Genomic DNA, 14,545 nt, shown 5'->3' on the forward strand with positions numbered 1-14,545 from the left:
CAGGCCTATACCAGCACCTTCGCTGAAGTGCAGGTGCTCCGCTCGATGTATCGTCAGGCCATCAGCCAGGCGAATATTGTCGGCCTCTGCGTCGGCACCCGCCCGGACTGCGTGCCGGAGGCAGTCCTCGATCTGCTGAGTGAATATCATGAGCAAGGATATGAGGTATGGCTGGAGCTGGGACTGCAAACCGCGCACGATAAAACCCTGCATCGGATTAACCGTGGGCATGATTTCGCTTGCTACCAGCGTACTGCGCGTCTGGCGCGAGCGCGAGGGCTGAAGGTCTGCGCGCATCTGATCGTCGGCCTGCCCGGGGAGACCCAGGGGCATTGCCTGGAGACGCTGGAGCGGGTGGTGGCGACCGGCGTGGACGGCATCAAGCTGCACCCGCTGCACATTGTCAAAGGCAGTATTATGGCCAAAGCGTGGCAGGCCGGGCGTCTCAATGGCATTGAGCTGGAGGCGTATACCGTGACCGCCGGGGAGATGATTCGCCATACGCCGCCGGAGGTGATCTATCACCGGATATCGGCCAGCGCCCGTCGACCCACGCTATTGGCGCCGCTGTGGTGCGAAAATCGCTGGACCGGAATGGTTGAACTGGATCGCTATCTGAATGAGCAGGGCGCTCAGGGCTCGGCGCTAGGCCGCAGCTGGGCTGTGCCCCTGGCGGAGAAGTAGAAGCAGACGATGTCCGGGCCAAGGCCGGACATCGCTCTTCAGCCATTTATGCCTGGCTGGTTTTCATCGTCAGACGTGGGGTTTTAATCACGAACAGTACCAGAAGGGCGCCAAGCGCGGCGATGGTACCGGCGAGAATAAAGGCACTGTCGAATTTGCCGGTAGACTGCACGATATAGCCCGTGACAATCGGCCCCACGATGCCGGAGACGCTGCCGATAAGATGGATAAAGCCGCTGGCGCCACCGACGCGGGATTTATGCACCACGTCCTGAATAATCGCCCAGTAGATCGCCCCGGTCACATAGAGGAAAAAGATGGAGACCGACATCAGCAGAACGGCAGGAACGACACTGCTAACGGTACCGGCGAGCCCCACGCAGAGCGCGGCCATTAGCAGGCATACCACCAGCACGATTTTGCGCGACAGCAGCAGCCTTCCGGTAAGGTTAAATATTTTATCGGATATATAACCCCCCAGCGCCAGACCGACAAAACCGACGATCCACGGGATCATGGTGGTGAGACTCATCTGTTTAATATCCAGATGGTGCTGCTGGACCAGATAGGATGGGAACCAGCTGAGAAAGAAAAACAGAATATAGTTGTAGCAGAAGAACGCAAATGCCGTCACCAGAATAATAGGCTGCTTGAGATAATAACCCAATGAGTGAGCCGTTTGATTTTCTACGGTTTCGAGGGCGTCCTCCTCTTGCTTCATTTTATTAATGAGCATGAGCTCTTCCTGACTGACATGCTTATGTTTGTCAGGTGAGTTAGCCGCAATAAAAAACCACACGACCATCCACACAATACCGATGGCGAAAATAATCATAAACGCGGGACGCCAGCCGAAAGCCAAGGCCAGATAACCGACGATGGGACCGGCGACCGCGCCGCCCAGCGGAGAGCCGGCGCTGAGGAACCCCACTGCGGTTGCCGCTTGCTTTTTAGGAAACCAGCCGTTAATCATCTTGTTTGCTGAGGCGCAAATCGGGCCCTCTGCCATCCCGAAGAGCACCCGCAGCACCAGCATGGAATAAAAGCCGGTGGCAACCGCGGTTAAGCCGCAAAACAGCGACCATAACCCAACCGCCAGGCCCATCACCAATGTGGCGCCAAATTTATCGACGGCGAGGCCGCCAATAAAATTAAAGACCGCGTAGCCGAAGAAAAAGCTGCCGAAAATCATACCAAATTGTTCAGCGTTAAGTGCAAGGTCCTTTTCAATCATCGGCACCGTAATGGATAACGCCACCCGGTCCAGATAATTTATCATATACACTAAAAATAATAACAGGACGATAATCCAGCGAATATTTTTTCCCATGATAACACCATGCTCATTATATGATTTATATCAGGCGCGGCGGATCTACAGATATCCGTCGGCCGTTATTTAAAAATGATGTCGGCTTAGCCTAATTGCAGCAGCACTTTGCAGCAGGTCTTCCGATCGTTGGCGAAAATCTCCATGGCTTCTTTCACCTGCTCCAGCGGCATACAGTGGGTGATTAACGCCTCAGGATGGATAAGGCCTTTTTCCATCCAGTCGATGACCAGCGGAAAGCGCCCGCTGTTCAGCCGGGAGGAGAAAATGGAGATCTCTTTACTGGTGATGCTTTGCTGGGTCAGCGTGGACGCCTCGCCGGAGAAACCGAGTATGCCGATGCGGGCGGCAGGGGAGGCGAGGAGGATTGCCTCCTGCAGAATGGCTGGGTGGCAGGCGGCATCAATGACCAGCGTGGGGGCTATCTGCCGCTGCGCCAGCTGATCCGCCAGCGGCTGATGGGTGTTATCGAGCGTCAGATCGGCGCCGTTGTCCCGTGCCATCTGTAGACGCTCGGCAATGCGGTCCACGACGATCACCTGCTTAACGCCATACACCCCCTTCAGCGCCTGGATCACCGTCAGGCCCATCGGGCCAGCGCCGTAGACCAGGGCGATATCCTGCGGCGTGGGCTGCAGCTGGGCGGTAATGTTTGCCGCAATAGTAAAAGGCTCAACCATTGTCGCCTGACGATCGCTGATGGACTCCGGAATGCGCCAGGCATTTTTGGCCGGCACGCAGGCATAGTCGCTGAATCCCCCATCGCGGTGCACCCCGATGACCTGGAGCTGCGCGCAAACATTCGGCCGACCTACCGAGCAGGGATAACAATGGCCGCAGCTGACTACGGGGTCGACCGCGACGCGTTCGCCGATACGCGACGGAGAGACCTGCTCGCCGACGGCATCGATAGTGCCGAAGAATTCATGACCAATAACGCGGGGATATTTCGCGAAGGGGTTGTGGCCCTGATAGATGTGCACATCGGAACCGCAGATCCCGGCAAAGGCGATTTTCACCCGTACTTCATGGCTGCCCGGAACGGGAACCGGACGTGATTCAATGTTCAGCTGGCCTGGCTCTTTGACGACGACGCTTCTCATTTCTGTTCCTTCCATTGTCTGTTTTGCGAACGAATTTCGCCTGTTTTATTACCATACAAGTATGCATTTGATCATAAATAGCTCTGGATCACATTTGGAAGAGGTCGTCAGAAAAAGCCAGACTATTATTAATCTATTGAAATAAATTGAAAAAAAATATGAATACGCCGGGATGGGCTTGCCCGGTGCAGGAATGTGATCGTTATCACGACAGTGAAGGACAATTCGATTATGATTACTGGTATGGTAGTAGGGTAAAAATTCAAATTATGAAGCAGGTGATAACGATGCAGATGACAATGCGCTGGTTTGGGCCAGAGGAAGACAAGGTTTCATTAGAGCATATACGACAGGTGCCCGGCGTGGAGGGGGTCGTCGGCGCGCTCTATGACGTCGCGGTGGGTGAGGTATGGCCAGTCGATAAAATTGAGCGTCTGGTCAGCCAGGCCCATGCCGCGGGCCTGAAAATGGAGGTGATAGAGAGCGTCAACATTCATGATGACATTAAAATCGGCCTTCCTTCCCGTGACCGCTATATTGCCAACTATCAGCAGACCATTCGCCACCTTGCCCGCTTCGGCGTCAAAGTTATCTGTTATAACTTCATGCCGGTTTTCGACTGGATGAAGACGGATATGAACTACGTCCTGCCGGATGGCTCGCTGACGATGGCTTTTGAGAAGAAAGATATCGATAAACGGCTGGAAGACGTAGTGAAAGAGGTACTGGAGAACTCAAACGGCTTCGCCTTGCCGGGCTGGGAGCCAGAAAGGCTGGCGGAGGTGCAGACCCTGTTTGCCAAATATAGCGCGGTGGATGACCACAAGCTGCGGGAGAACCTGGTCTATTTTCTGCGGGCGGTGATCCCGGTCTGTGAAGAGGTCGGGGTGAAAATGGCGATCCATCCGGACGATCCGCCGTACTCCATTTTTGGCCTGCCGCGGGTGGTCAAAAACCGCGACGATCTGGACTGGATCTGCCGGGCCGTCGATTCGCCCGCCAACGGCATCACGCTCTGCACCGGCTCGATTGCCGAAGATCCGGATAACGATGTGTACGCCATCCTGGCAGAGTTTACCCGGCGCAAACGGATCCACTTTGCCCACGTCCGCAATATTAAGCTGATACGGGATAAAGATTTTTACGAGTGCGCCCATCCGTCAGAGTACGGTTCCCTGGATATGTACAAGGTGATGCAAGCGCTGTATGACAACGGGTTCGACGGCTATATTCGCCCGGATCATGGCCGCTTTATCTGGGGAGAGACCGGACGGCCAGGCTATGGCTTGTACGACCGCGCTCTCGGCGTGACCTACCTGAAGGGGCTCTGGGAGGCGTTAAGCAAGCGCTAATCGTTCTCCTGACCTTGCCTCTTTTTAGCGGCTGGTTCGCCTTGGCGACCAGCCGTCATATCAGCTCCTTCCCGCATTTTTTGCACAACTTACAGCGCATTGCTCAGAATTGAGTATTATTGTGCGGAGTTGTCGTGAAGGAATCCTCTATGAAGCAAATTCGTATGCTGGCGCAGTATTATGTCGACCTGATGATGAAGCTGGGTCTGGTCCGCTTTTCGATGCTGTTGGCTCTTGCGCTGGTGGTGCTGGCCATTGTGGTACAGATGGCGGTCACCATGGTGCTGCATGGCCAGGTAGAAAGTATCGACGTTATCCGCTCTATCTTCTTTGGTCTGTTGATTACCCCCTGGGCGGTCTACTTTCTCTCGGTGGTGGTGGAGCAACTCGAAGAATCTCGCCAGCGTCTTTCGCGGCTGGTGGACAAGCTGGAGGAGATGCGCGAGCGCGATCTGAAGCTGAACGTGCAGCTGAAAGATAACATCGCGCAGTTGAATCAGGAGATAGGCGAACGAGAAAAAGCAGAAGCCGAGCGCGAGACCACTCTCGAGCAGTTGAAGATCGAGATGAAAGAGCGTGAAGAGACGCAGATCCAACTCGAACAGCAATCCTCCTTTCTGCGCTCTTTCCTTGATGCTTCCCCGGACCTGGTCTTCTATCGCAATGAAGATAAGGAGTTTTCAGGTTGTAACCGGGCGATGGAGCTGTTGACCGGCAAAAGTGAGAAACAGCTGATCCATCTCAAACCGCAGGACGTCTATAGCGAAGAGGCCGCGGAAAAGGTGCTGGAAACCGACGAGAAGGTGTTCCGCCACAATGTATCGCTGACCTATGAGCAGTGGCTGGACTATCCCGATGGTCGCAAAGCGTGCTTCGAAATCCGCAAGGTCCCGTACTACGATCGCGTCGGTAAGCGTCGCGGCCTGATGGGCTTCGGGCGCGATATCACCGAACGAAAACGCTATCAGGACGCCCTCGAGCGCGCCAGCCGGGATAAAACTACCTTTATCTCGACCATCAGCCATGAGCTGCGTACCCCGCTAAACGGGATCGTCGGGCTGAGCCGTATTTTGCTGGATACCGAACTGACCAGCGAGCAGGAGAAATACCTGAAAACCATCCATGTCTCGGCGGTGACGCTGGGGAATATCTTCAATGATATTATCGACATGGATAAAATGGAGCGCCGTAAGGTACAGCTCGATAACCAGCCGGTGGACTTCACCAGCTTCCTTGCCGACCTTGAAAACCTCTCCGGTCTGCAGGCCCAGCAGAAGGGCCTGCGCTTTGTGCTGGAGCCGAGCCTGCCGCTACCGCATAAAGTGATCACCGACGGTACGCGTTTGCGCCAGATCCTGTGGAACCTTATCAGCAACGCCGTGAAGTTTACCCCCCAGGGCGGCGGGGTGAATGTCCGCGTGCGCTATGACGAAGGCGATATCCTGCACTTCGAAGTGGAAGACTCCGGAATTGGTATTCCTGAAGCGGAACAGGACAAAATTTTCGCCATGTATTACCAGGTCAAAGACAGCCACGGCGGCAAACCAGCCACCGGAACCGGCATTGGTCTCGCCGTCTCGCGTCGCCTGGCGCGCAATATGGGCGGCGATATCAGCGTAACCAGCCAGCCGGGTAAAGGGGCGACCTTTACGCTCACCGTCCATGCGCCTGCCATTGCGGAAGAAGTGGAAGATACGTTGGCGGAAGACGACATGCCATTACCCGCGCTTAACGTGCTGCTGGTGGAAGACATTGAGCTCAACGTCATTGTGGCCCGTTCGGTGCTGGAAAAGCTGGGCAACAGCGTGGATGTCGCCATGACCGGGAAAGCCGCGCTGGAGATGTTTGAGCCAGGCGAGTACGACCTGGTGTTGCTGGATATTCAATTGCCGGATATGACGGGGCTGGATATCTCTCGCCAGCTAAAACAGAACTTTGCCGCGGATGAGCTGCCGCCGCTGGTGGCCCTGACCGCCAACGTACTGAAGAATAAGAAAGAGTATCTCGACGCCGGGATGGACGATGTGCTGAGCAAGCCGTTGTCGGTGCCAGCGCTCACGGCCATGATCAAGAAATTTTGGGATGCGCCGGAAGAGGAAGCGCAGGAAGCGCCGGCGGCCGATCTGCATAAAGCCGACGCGGTGCTCGATACCGATATGCTGGAGCAATATATCGAGCTGGTGGGACCGAAGCTTATCAACGATGGCCTCGCGGTGTTTGAGAAGATGATGCCGGGCTATATGTCTGTCCTCGAGTCCAATCTCACCGCCCGCGATCAAAAAGGGATTGTCGAAGAGGGGCATAAGATCAAAGGGGCGGCGGGTTCTATTGGTCTGCGCCACATCCAGCAGCTGGGGCAGCAGATCCAGACGCCGGATCTGCCAGCCTGGTCTGATAATGTCGCTGAATGGGTTGAAGAGATGAAATCTGAGTGGCAAAACGACGTGGCGGTACTGAAGGCGTGGGTGGCGAAGGCCGGGAAAAAATGACCCCGGACAGACCGGGGTGCGCGAATACTGCGCCAACACCAGGGAACTGGTGGTTGAGCCAGTGTTATTTGAGTGATGTTGTTACGTGGCGCAACCTGAGAAGTGGATTGCTCGCTCATTAAGATAGCAAAGCTTAACTAATTTGTTACATGAATCAGTAAAATATGTGAAGCATAGCGAGTAAATCGACATTTTTGACTGGTTTCAGCGAGTTGCATGGAGGAGCGAAAGCGATGAAAAATATTGGTGTGGTACTGAGCGGCTGCGGCGTGTACGACGGCAGTGAAATTCATGAAGCGGTGATTACCCTGCTGGCGATCGCGCGCAACGGCGCGCAGGCGGTGTGCTTTGCACCCGATAAACCGCAGCGCGACGTCATCAACCATCTGACGGGGGAATCGCTGACGGAGCAACGCAATGTGCTGGTGGAAGCGGCGCGAATTGCCCGCGGCGACATCTTACCGCTGACGCAGGCGCGTGCGGAGACGCTGGACGCGCTGATCGTCCCCGGCGGCTTCGGCGCGGCGAAAAATTTAAGCAGCTTCGCCGCCGAGGGCAGCGAATGTCAGGTGGACTGCGATCTGCAGGCCCTGGCGCTGGCGATGCATCAGGCCGGCAAACCGCTGGGTTTCATGTGCATTGCCCCGGCGCTGCTGCCGAAGATTTTTGCGTTTCCGCTGCGCATAACCATCGGGACCGATCTCGATACTGCCGATGTGGTCGAAGAGATGGGGGCGGAGCACGTGCCTTGCCCGGTCGACGACATCGTGGTGGATGAAGAGAACAAAGTGGTCACCACCCCGGCGTATATGCTGGCAGAGAATATTGCTCAAGCCGCCACCGGGATCGAAAAACTGGTCGCCCGCGTGCTGGCGCTGAGCGCATGAGGCTCCGCGTTGCGCCCTTTGCGCTGCTAAAACGACTGGCGCTGCGTCTGCTGCTGATCGCCGCCGTCTTCTGGGGCGGGGGGATCGCGCTGTTTAGCGTGCTGCCGGTGCCGTTTTCGGCGGTGATGCTTGAGCGGCAGGTGAGCGCCTGGCTCTCCGGAGATGTCCACTATCTGGCGCACTCTGATTGGGTCGGCATGGATGAGATCTCTCCGTGGATGGGGCTGGCGGTGATTGCCGCCGAAGATCAAAAGTTCCCGGAACATTGGGGGTTCGACGTATCGGCGATAGAAAAAGCGCTGGCGCACAATGAGCGTCATGATACCCGCATCCGCGGCGCGTCAACGCTGTCGCAGCAGACGGCGAAAAACCTGTTTTTATGGGATGGCCGCAGCTGGTTGCGTAAGGGGCTGGAAGCCGGGCTGACGGTCGGTATAGAAACCGTCTGGAGTAAAAAGCGGATCCTGACCGTCTACCTGAATATTGCCGAGTTTGGCGATGGGATATTTGGTGTGGAAGCGGCCGCGCAGCGCTATTTTCATAAGCCTGCCAGCCAGCTGACGCCGGGGGAAGCGGCTCTGCTGGCCGCGGTGCTGCCAAATCCGATCCGCTATCGCGCCGACGCGCCTTCGGGCTATGTGCGCAGCCGCCAGGCCTGGATCTTACGCCAGATGCGACAGCTGGGCGGGGAAGGGTTTATGCGCGAGCATAAGCTCTATTAGCGCGTGAATCCGGCGCCGGGGCTGGCACTGTCGCCAGTCGGCCGTCGCCGGGAAGCGTGACGCTTAGTCTTCATCAAATCCGGCATTAAAAAGAGCAATCACCGCGGCGAGCGCCTCAACTTCCTGCGGACCGCTGGCTTCCACCTCTATCTGCCGCCCTTTCGCGGAGTCCAGCATCAGCAGGGCAATCACGCTGTTTGCTTCCGCCTCCGTGCCTTCATCGTTGCGCAGCAGTACTTCGGCATCGAAATTCTGCATCAGCTCAAACAGTTTCATCGCCGGGCGGGCGTGCATGCCCAGCTTATTGGTGATTTCAACGGTCTGCTTTACGGTCATGATTTACGTTTTTCCAGCGTCCGATGACGAGACTGTACGTTCTTGCCGCGGGAGCGGAAGTAGTCAGCCAGTTGTTCAGCAATATAAACCGAACGATGTTTACCGCCGGTGCAGCCAATGGCCACCGTCAGATAGCTGCGATTGTTGGTCTCCAGCATCGGTAACCATAGCTCAAGATAGCTCCGGGTCTGGTAAATAAAGTTGTGCACTTCGGTGTGCCGGTCAAGGAAGGCGGCCACCGGTTTATCCAGACCGGTCATTGGACGCAGCTTCGGATCCCAGTGCGGGTTTGGCAGAAAGCGCACGTCAAAGACGTAATCGGCATCGATCGGAATACCGTGTTTGAAGCCGAAGGATTCGAAGACCATCGTCAGTTCGCGCTCGCGTTTACCTAACAGGCGAGTACGCAGCATCTCGGCCAGTTCATGCACCGACATTTCGGACGTATCGACGATCAGATCCGCACGGGAGCGCAGCGGCTCCAGTAGATCGCTCTCTTCGTCGATAGCGCTTTCGAGCGACAGATTCTTGCTGGAGAGCGGGTGTAAGCGACGCGTATCGCTGTAACGGCGGATCAGGGTATTACGGTCGGCATCAAGGAACAGCAGTTGCGGAGAAAAGCATTCCGGCAGGTTCTGCATCGCCTGTTCAAAGATTTCCGGTGATTCTGGCATGTTACGCACGTCGATGCTGACGGCCGCGGAGATATTGCGGTCAGCCAGCGACCGCGCCAGATCGGGCAGCAGCACGACCGGCAGGTTATCCACGCAGTAAAAGCCCATATCTTCCAGCGCTCGCAGAGCGACGGATTTCCCCGAGCCCGAGCGGCCGCTGACGATCATCAGTACCATGTACCGTTTCTCCTCAGTACGATAAAGGATAAGGTGCGACTGCCATTATGCGTCATCGCTGCTTCCTGCTTCGGTGATGATCTCATACAACTCTTCATCGCTCTGCGCCGCGCGCAGGCGACGGCAAATCGCTTTGTCCGCCAGCCGTTTGGCCACCAGGGAGAGCGTATGCAGGTGAGTCTTTGTCTGGTCGGCTGGCACCAGCAGCGCGAATAGCAGGTCGACAGGCTGATTGTCGATCGCGTCGAAGGCGATGGGGGTTTCCAGCTGGACAAAAACGCCGACAGCACGCAGCGTATCCTCTTCCAGTTTACCGTGAGGAATGGCGATACCATTGCCAATCCCGGTACTGCCCATTTTTTCGCGGGTGAGGATCGCTTCGAACACCACCTGCGGCGGCAAACTTAACTGTTTGGCGGCCAGTTCGCTAATGATTTCCAGAGCACGCTTCTTGCTCTGGCAGTGAACCTGGCTACGGGTACATTCCTGGTTCAGGACGTTGCTCAGTTGTAGAGCCGAATCGTTGTTCATCATAATTTCACCTGAGCGCCCCCACGCCCGCCGCCGATGTTAAACCACGACGGACGCAGAGGGGCCCGGACAATTAGTGTTGTTTTAGTTTATCTTTGTGCTTCGTTAACTGCCTTGCCAGCTTGTCGATAAGACCATCGACAGCTGCATACATATCCTGCCCTTCCGCACTGGCATGGATTTCGCCACCGTTGACATGCAGATTCGCGTCCGCAATTTGCGTCACTTTCTCTACTTTTAACACAATATAGACCTGATTGATCCGGTCGAAAAATTGCTCCAGTTTGCTGAACTTCGCCGTGACGAAGTCGCGCATCGCGGGGGTGATCTCGACGTTGTGTCCTGTAATGTTGAGCTGCATAGTGTCTTCCTTATCGGTTGTGTCAGACCAGTTGTTTACGCTGGTTTGACGGCGGAATGGATAAAGACTCTCTGTACTTCGCGACAGTGCGGCGCGCGACCATGATACCCTGCTCGGACAGCATGGAGGTGAGCTTACTGTCGCTCAACGGCTTCGCGGGGTTTTCCGCGGCGATTAACTTCTTCACCAGCGCGCGAATGGCCGTCGACGAGGCTTCGCCGCCGCCTTCGGTATTCACATGGCTGGAGAAGAAATACTTCAGTTCAAAAATACCGCGCGGACTGTGCAGATATTTTTGCGTGGTAACTCGGGAAATGGTGGATTCATGCATCTCGACAGCCTGGGCGATATCGGCCAGCACCATCGGCTTCATATACTCTTCACCCTGTTCGAAAAAAGCCTGCTGCTGTTCAACGATGCAGCGGCTGACGCGCAGTAGCGTATCGTTGCGACTTTCCAGACTTTTAATCAGCCAGCGGGCTTCCTGCAGATTGCTGCGAATGAACTGGCCGTCGGCGTCATTACGGGTGCTGTTGCCCATCGCCGCATATTGCTGATTAATTTTCAGCCGGGGAATGCTATCGGCGTTGAGCTCCACGGTCCAGCGGCCGCTGACCTTGCGGACCAGTACGTCCGGAATGACATATTCTGGTTCACTGGTATGAATGGACTGCCCTGGGCGGGGATCCAGTGACTGGATCAGATTCACCGCCTCTTTCAGCACCTCTTCTTTCAGGCGCGTGACTCGCATCAGGGTACGGAAATCATGATTAGCCAGCAGATCGAGATGATCGCTGATAATCAACCGGGCCTCTTCCAGCCACGGCGTCTCTTTGGCGAATTGCGACAGCTGGATCAGCAGACAGTCGCGCAGATCTTTCGCCGCGACGCCAACCGGATCAAAGCGCTGGATGCGCTTCAGGACGGCTTCCACCTCTTCCAGGCCGATCTCGTCATCGCCGATGCTCTCAACGATGTCTTCAATCTGAATGGTGAGATAGCCCGTATCGTCGACGGCGTCGACGATAGAGGTGGCAATGGCGCGGTCGGTATCGGTGAAGGGCGTCAGCTCGACCTGCCACATCAGGTAATCCTGAAGCGTCTGGGTGGTCTCACCTTGATAGACGGGCAGCTCGTCGTCCTGATAGTCCACGCCGTTGCCTGAAGGCGTACCGGCGGTATAGATTTCATCCCAGCTGGCATCGAGAGGGAGCTCGTCCGGCATCTCTTTTTGCTCAAGCGCATCGACGGTATCGAGGGACTCGCGGTCCTCCACTTCTTTCGCTTCTACCTCTTCGTGAAGATCGGTTTGCTCAAGCAATGGGTTACTTTCCAGCGCTTGCTGGAGCTCTTGCTGGAGTTCTAACGTGGACAACTGCAGCAAACGAATCGCCTGCTGCAGCTGCGGCGTCATGGCAAGCTGTTGGCTAAGCCTTAATTGCAAACCTTGCTTCATGTTCAGGGTAAATATCTCCGGCTAAAACGTCTGTAACCTCTACCCTATCAGAGTCTGAAGTCTTCCCCAAGATACACGCGCTTAACCTGCTCATCTTCGAGGATCTGCTGCGGTGTGCCATGAGCAATAAGGTGTCCCTGACTGACAATATACGCGCGTTCGCAGACGGCGAGGGTCTCTCTGACGTTATGGTCGGTGATCAGTACGCCGAGGCCGCTGTCGCGCAGGTGCTCAATAATGCGTTTGATATCGATAACGGAGATCGGGTCAACACCGGCAAACGGTTCATCCAGAAGGATAAATTTTGGGTTCGCCGCCAGCGCGCGAGCGATTTCGACACGGCGGCGTTCACCACCGGAGAGCGCCTGACCGAGGCTGTCGCGCAGGTGCTCAATATGAAACTCTTCCATCAGCTCTTTGGCGCGATCTTCACGCTGTTCGCTGGTTAAATCGTCACGGATCTGCAGGACCGCCATCAGGTTGTCATAGACGCTCAGACGACGAAAAATAGAGGCTTCCTGCGGCAGATAGCCGATGCCCCGGCGCGCGCGCGCGTGCAGCGGCAGCAGGCTGATGTCTTCGTCATCGATAATAATATTGCCCGCATCGCGCGGCACAATGCCGACCACCATGTAGAAGGTGGTGGTTTTACCGGCGCCGTTAGGGCCGAGCAAGCCGACAATCTCTCCGGAGTTAACGGTGAGACTGACATCTTCCACCACGCGGCGGCCTTTATAAGCTTTGGCGAGATTCTTCGCAGTTAAGGTTGCCATAACGAATTAGTTACTCTTCTTTTGCTGGTTGCCGCTTTTATCCTGCAGCTCGGACGGCACCAGTACGGTGGTGACGCGTCGACCTTTGTCGCTGAAGGCCTGCATTTTTTGCTCTTTCACCAGATAGGTGATCTTATCGCCCTTGATATTGCTGTCGAGCTGCTCAAGGTAAGCGTTGCCGGTCAGCACGACGTAATCATTCTGCAGCTCGTAGCGCATTTTCGACGCCCGGCCTTTTACCGGTTTGCCGTTATCCTGCATCTGGAAGAAGGTGGCCGGGTTACCGAAGCCTTCGATCACCTCTTTGCCTTTCTCATTGCCCGGACGGGTGACCACCACTTTATCAGCGTTAATTTTGATCGTCCCCTGGGTGACGACCACGTTACCGGTGAAGGTGACGACGTTGCCCTGCATATCCAGCGACTGCTGATCGGACTCGATATGGATCGGCTGATCGGTATCGCCCGTCTTGGCCAATGCCGGCAGGCTGGCGGCCAGTAAAGCGCCGGCGAGCGCAATCTTAAGGCTGAGTTTGTTTGTTCTGAATTTCATAAGAGGTTCTCACCTTTTCAATCAGCTCGGCATTTTTGCTGCGAAGGTTTCCACGCATTTTCAGGCCGCTGGAATTAAATGTGGTGCCGTATAACGTCACCATGTCATCGGAGGTAACGTCCTGTGTAACCAGATTTATCTGGGCGTTATCCGTCGTAATTTTGCGCAGTTGAGAGTCAGGCGCGAGTGCATTCACCTCAACGTGCCCGTAAAGATAGAGCATACGGTCATTCGTCAGCTTCGCTTTATCTGCCCTGATTGACCAGGTTGGCACCTTATTGGTATCAAAGGTGGTCATCACCGGCTTGGTAAACCAGGAAACCTCCTGATCGGAAAAGTATTCCACGTGCTCGGCAATCAGCCGATAGCTCAGGGCGCCTTCCGGGCTGTACACGACGGTGTCGGTATGTTCGCTTTTATACGTCGGGTCGTTGGGATTGACCTCCGGCTGGGCCGTGTCGTCCGTATTCGCCAGATTCAGGCCGATGAGGATCAGCGCGAGCAGCGACAGTAAAATGATAACCCAACGTCTGGTTTTACTCATATTGATTGCCCTTTGGCCTCATCAAGCTTGCCCTGCGCCAATAGTAACAAATCGCAGACTTCGCGTACTGCGCCGCGTCCGCCGTTAATTCGCGTGACATAATTCGCCCGCGGCAGCAGCAGCGGATGCGCATCGGCGACGGCGACGCTTAAACCCACTTCCGCCATCACCGGCCAGTCGATCAGATCATCACCGATATAGGCCACTTCATCCGGGCGAACCGCCAGTTTGCTTAATAAATCACGAAACGCCAACAGCTTGTCCGACTGACCTTGATACAGATGCGTAATGCCCAGCGTCTGGCAGCGGTCTTCTACCAGTTTAGCTTTTCGCCCGGTAATAATCGCCACTTCGATGCCGGAGGTCAGCGCGCAGCGGATACCATAGCCATCGCGGACGTTGAACGCTTTCAGCTCCTCGCCGTGATTACCCATATAGATAAGTCCGTCGGATAATACACCGTCGACATCGAGGATCAGTAGACGGATCTTAGCCGCGCGATCGAGAAACGCCTGGCTTACCGGCCCGTAGCATGTCGCTAACTGAGCATCAGCATTATTCATTATTTTTTCCT

16 protein-coding genes are annotated in these 14,545 nt (G+C 55.6%); 5 read left to right on the forward strand and 11 right to left on the reverse strand.

What is annotated here, in order from left to right; translation table 11 throughout:
* Positions 1–684 (forward strand): TIGR01212 family radical SAM protein (locus tag CWM53_RS13915; protein ID WP_100750803.1); only part of this gene is annotated, 684 nt, incomplete at its 5' end.
* A 46-nt stretch (positions 685–730) separates the two neighbouring features.
* On the opposite strand, the gene CWM53_RS13920 is transcribed toward CWM53_RS13915, so the two are convergent.
* Both CWM53_RS13920 and CWM53_RS13925 read right to left on the reverse strand, forming a co-directional pair.
* Positions 731–2,014, reverse strand: coding sequence for an MFS transporter (locus tag CWM53_RS13920; RefSeq protein WP_061153182.1), 1,284 nt, complete (start codon positions 2,012–2,014; stop codon positions 731–733).
* A gap of 86 nt (positions 2,015–2,100) precedes the next feature.
* Positions 2,101–3,117: a Zn-dependent oxidoreductase gene (locus tag CWM53_RS13925; protein ID WP_100730514.1), complete on the reverse strand. Its 1,017-nt coding sequence runs from the start codon at positions 3,115–3,117 to the stop codon at positions 2,101–2,103.
* Between the two features lie 287 nt (positions 3,118–3,404).
* Here CWM53_RS13925 and uxuA point away from each other — a divergent pair, with 287 nt between their 5' ends.
* The 4 genes from uxuA (at position 3,405) to mtgA (ending at position 8,567) form a co-directional block, all read left to right on the forward strand.
* Entirely contained in the window at positions 3,405–4,469 is a 1,065-nt protein-coding gene (gene uxuA / locus CWM53_RS13930; RefSeq protein ID WP_008806656.1) for a mannonate dehydratase, read from the forward strand.
* 149 nt (positions 4,470–4,618) lie between these two features.
* Positions 4,619–6,958, forward strand: coding sequence for an aerobic respiration two-component sensor histidine kinase ArcB (arcB, locus tag CWM53_RS13935; RefSeq protein ID WP_012540466.1), 2,340 nt, complete (start codon positions 4,619–4,621; stop codon positions 6,956–6,958).
* Positions 6,959–7,191: 233 nt separating this feature from the next.
* Positions 7,192–7,845, forward strand: a complete 654-nt coding sequence (elbB, locus tag CWM53_RS13940) for an isoprenoid biosynthesis glyoxalase ElbB (protein WP_100730515.1) — start codon at positions 7,192–7,194, stop codon at positions 7,843–7,845.
* Positions 7,842–8,567, forward strand: a complete 726-nt coding sequence (gene mtgA / locus CWM53_RS13945; protein WP_008806653.1) for a monofunctional biosynthetic peptidoglycan transglycosylase — start codon at positions 7,842–7,844, stop codon at positions 8,565–8,567. Before elbB ends, mtgA begins: the two co-directional genes overlap by 4 nt.
* A 63-nt stretch (positions 8,568–8,630) precedes the next feature.
* Here the strand turns inward: mtgA and npr are convergent, their stop codons facing one another.
* The 9 genes from npr to kdsC all read right to left on the reverse strand — a co-directional run bounded on the left by npr (position 8,631) and on the right by kdsC (position 14,534).
* Positions 8,631–8,903 (reverse strand): PTS phosphocarrier protein NPr, encoded by a 273-nt coding sequence (gene npr, locus CWM53_RS13950; RefSeq protein WP_002918431.1) that lies wholly within the window; start codon positions 8,901–8,903, stop codon positions 8,631–8,633.
* Positions 8,900–9,754: an RNase adapter RapZ gene (gene rapZ, locus CWM53_RS13955; RefSeq protein WP_002918428.1), complete on the reverse strand. Its 855-nt coding sequence runs from the start codon at positions 9,752–9,754 to the stop codon at positions 8,900–8,902. Before rapZ ends, npr begins: the two co-directional genes overlap by 4 nt.
* A 45-nt stretch (positions 9,755–9,799) precedes the next feature.
* The gene (ptsN, locus tag CWM53_RS13960; protein ID WP_004144926.1) at positions 9,800–10,288 is read right to left on the reverse strand and encodes a PTS IIA-like nitrogen regulatory protein PtsN; all 489 of its coding nucleotides are present in this window, start codon (positions 10,286–10,288) and stop codon (positions 9,800–9,802) included.
* Between the two features lie 70 nt (positions 10,289–10,358).
* Positions 10,359–10,646: a ribosome hibernation promoting factor gene (gene hpf / locus CWM53_RS13965; RefSeq protein ID WP_004206206.1), complete on the reverse strand. Its 288-nt coding sequence runs from the start codon at positions 10,644–10,646 to the stop codon at positions 10,359–10,361.
* Positions 10,647–10,668: 22 nt separating this feature from the next.
* Entirely contained in the window at positions 10,669–12,102 is a 1,434-nt protein-coding gene (rpoN, locus tag CWM53_RS13970) for an RNA polymerase factor sigma-54 (protein ID WP_061153187.1), read from the reverse strand.
* A gap of 47 nt (positions 12,103–12,149) precedes the next feature.
* Positions 12,150–12,875, reverse strand: coding sequence for an LPS export ABC transporter ATP-binding protein (lptB, locus tag CWM53_RS13975; protein WP_002918417.1), 726 nt, complete (start codon positions 12,873–12,875; stop codon positions 12,150–12,152).
* Between the two features lie 6 nt (positions 12,876–12,881).
* A complete protein-coding gene (gene lptA / locus CWM53_RS13980; protein WP_061153188.1) occupies positions 12,882–13,427 on the reverse strand; it encodes a lipopolysaccharide ABC transporter substrate-binding protein LptA in 546 nt (181 codons plus the stop codon).
* A complete protein-coding gene (gene lptC / locus CWM53_RS13985) occupies positions 13,396–13,971 on the reverse strand; it encodes an LPS export ABC transporter periplasmic protein LptC (protein ID WP_008806651.1) in 576 nt (191 codons plus the stop codon). The genes lptA and lptC overlap by 32 nt, the downstream gene beginning before the upstream one ends.
* Positions 13,968–14,534, reverse strand: a complete 567-nt coding sequence (gene kdsC / locus CWM53_RS13990; RefSeq protein WP_061153189.1) for a 3-deoxy-manno-octulosonate-8-phosphatase KdsC — start codon at positions 14,532–14,534, stop codon at positions 13,968–13,970. The genes lptC and kdsC overlap by 4 nt, the downstream gene beginning before the upstream one ends.
* Between the last annotated feature and the right edge of the window lie 11 nt (positions 14,535–14,545).

The sequence above is a fragment of the Klebsiella sp. A-Nf5 genome (assembly GCF_002810545.1).
GTDB lineage: Bacteria > Pseudomonadota > Gammaproteobacteria > Enterobacterales > Enterobacteriaceae > Klebsiella > Klebsiella variicola.